General features: G+C 67.4%; 1 pseudogene. It reads right to left on the bottom strand.

What is annotated here, in order from left to right:
• Nucleotides 1–9: 9 nt before the first annotated feature.
• Nucleotides 10–2964 (bottom strand): annotated as a pseudogene (locus OHB12_RS36050) (type I polyketide synthase); the annotation flags it as partial.
• Nucleotides 2965–3001 lie beyond the last annotated feature (37 nt).

Genomic DNA, 3001 nt, shown 5'->3' with positions numbered 1-3001 from the left:
CAGGCGCGCCACTCCGGTCGGTGTCGGGTGGTCGAATATCAGCGTTGTCGGCAACTCCACACCGGTGGCCGCCACCAGCCGGTGTCGCAGCTGTTGTCCGCTCACCGAATCGAACCCGATCGCGGTAAACGGCAGCTCGGGATGGACGGCCTCGGGCGAATCGTGGCCGAGTACCACCGCGGCCTGCTCGCACACCACCGCAAGCACCAGCGTGTCCCGCTCGCGCTCGGGAACCGCGAACAATCGCGGCGCCAACGGACCCGCTACCACAGCACGCCGCTGTCCAGCCGGAGAAGCAGTACGCGACGCCTGCCCCGGAATGCTTTCATCCGGGGGCGACGGGAGCGAATCCACGCCCTCCAGCGTCCAGCACTGCCGCCGTTGGAACGCATAGGTCGGCAGGTCCACCCGCGCGGCCCGCCCGGACAACACCTCCGGCGGCACGTCGATACCCACGCAGTAGGCACGAGCCAACGCGGCGGCGAACTCTTCCGGACCGCCATGGCCGCGCCGCAATGTGCCGATAACGGCCACCTGATCGACTTTGCCGATCGAGTCCGCGGTCGATTCGATCGCCGTGGACACCACCGGGTGCGGGCTGGTCTCGACGAATGCGGTCGTATCCGACCGCAACAACGCCTCGATCGCCTCGGCGAACCGAACCGGTTCCCGCAGCCCTCGATACCAATATCCGGCATCCAACTCCGCGGTGTCCATGAATTCCGCGGTCACCGTCGAAAAGAATGGAACCGAACCGGATCTCGGCCGAATCGACGCCCACTCGGCCAACAACCGATCCCGAATCCGCTCCACCGCCGGCGAATGCGACGGGTAATCTATCGGAACCTGCTTCGCCCACACACCATCGGCCGCACACCCGGCAAGGAACTCGGCCAACGCGGCCGACTCCCCCGTCACCACCATCTGTCCCGGTGCGTTCACCGCCCCGATCGACAACCGATCGCCGAACACCGCCAAGCGATCGGTCACCGCATCCACCGCCGAACCGACCACCGCCATGCCCCCCGATCCCGCCAACGCCTCCGTGAGAACACGCGACCGCACCGCCACCACCCGCGCCCCATCCGCCAACGACAGACCGCCCGCCACCACCGCCGCCGCGATCTCCCCCTGTGAATGCCCCACCACCGCGGCAGGCTCCACCCCACCAGCCCGCCACAACCACGCCAGCGACACCGAGACCGCGAATATCGCCGGTTGCAGCACATCTTCCCGCTCCAGTGACGGAGCCCCTGGCGTCCCCCGCAACACCTCCGTCAACGACCAGTCCACGAACGGCGCCAACGCCGCCTCGCAGTCTGCGATCGACTCCGCGAACACCCCACCCGCAGCCAACAACTCCGCGCCCATCCCCACCCACTGACTCCCGTGCCCCGGAAACACGAAAACCGCTCGCCGGGACGCGGCTCGACCCGAGACCGCAAGGGCCGCACCCGCAACCGGTTCCGACACCGGATCGACCAACGCGGCCAACCCCGCGCTCATCGCATCGACATCACGCCCGACCACCGCACCCCGCCACTCCAACGGCGTACGCGAACGCAACAGCGAATACGCCACATCGGCGACACCGGCCTCCGGATGACCCGCCAACCACTCGTGCAGCCGAACAGCTTGCCCCCGCAATGCCTCCGGACTCTGCCCGGACAACGCCCACGCCAACGGCAGCGCGGTGTCCGCCGGCGTGGTCGCCTCGCCGACAGGCGCTTGCTCCAGAATCACATGCGCGTTCGTGCCACCCATGCCGAACGACGACACCCCCGCCCGACCGACAGGTGCGGCGGACCAGGTCTCCGCCGCGGTCTGCACCCGCAATCCCAGCTCATCGAGTGGGATCCGCGGATTCGGGGTGCGGAAGTTCAGACTCGGGACCACTTCCCGATACCACAGGCACAACGCGGTCTTGATCAGCCCCGCGATCCCCGCGGCGCCCTCGAGATGTCCGATGTTGGTCTTGACCGAACCGACGGCCAACGGCGCACCCTCGGGGCGGCCCACGCCATAGGTCTCGCCGAGGGCCGTCGCCTCCACCGGATCGCCCGCGGGTGTGCCGGTGCCGTGCAGCTCCACATAGTGCACCGATTCCGGTTCCACGTCCGCGGCCGCGAGCGCGGCCCGGATAACCGCCGTCTGTGCAGCCACGCTGGGCGCGCTCAACACCTGACGCTCATTGCCGTTGTTGACCGCACTACCACGAATTACCGCATAGACCCGGTCGCCGTTAGCGACCGCCCGCGCCAATGGCTCGAGCACCACTATGCCGCCGCCCTCACCACGGACCGTGCCATCCGCACTTTCATCGAAGGTATGGCACTTTCCCGATGGCGAGTGCGCGCCGAACTGTTCGTAGCGTTCGCCACCCAACGGCGACAGAATCAGATTCAGCCCACCCGCCAGCGCCACATCGCATTCACCGCGGCGCAGCGATTCACACGCCAGATGCACCGCGACCAGCGACGAGGACTGGCCGCTGTCGACGACAAGGCTCGGTCCGGTGAACCCGTAGTAATTGGAGATCCGGTTGGCAGCGACTCCCCTACCCACGGCCGACAACGAATACCTGCCGACACTGGTTTTCCCTTGCGACGCCAGCATTTCGGCGAAATCGGTTCCGCTGCTGCCCAGGAACACCCCGGCCCGGGCCCCGTGTCGGTCGCGGTGCCCCGCGTCTTCCAACGCCTCCCAGCTCAGCTCGAGACCGAGCAGCTGCTGCGGATCGATCGAACGCGCCTCATTCGGCGGCACGCCGAAGAAATCGGCGTCGAATTCCGACGCCGAATCCAGGAACCCGGCCGTCTCGTCGATTCCCGGACGGTCGGCGGGCGCAGAGCCGATGGCGTCACGACCGTCGCGCAACAACCGCCAGAAGCTCTCCAGGTCGGCAGCCCCCGGCATCCGGCACGACATTCCGACAATTGCGATCTCATTCGCCGAATCGACCATGGGGTTCCTCTATCTCGCCTTATCGGACACCAAGCAT

This window comes from Nocardia sp. NBC_01730 (assembly GCF_035920445.1).
Taxonomy (GTDB): domain Bacteria; phylum Actinomycetota; class Actinomycetes; order Mycobacteriales; family Mycobacteriaceae; genus Nocardia.
Note: the sequence above shows the minus strand (reverse complement) of the source record. Positions and strands in the feature narration are given on the sequence as shown.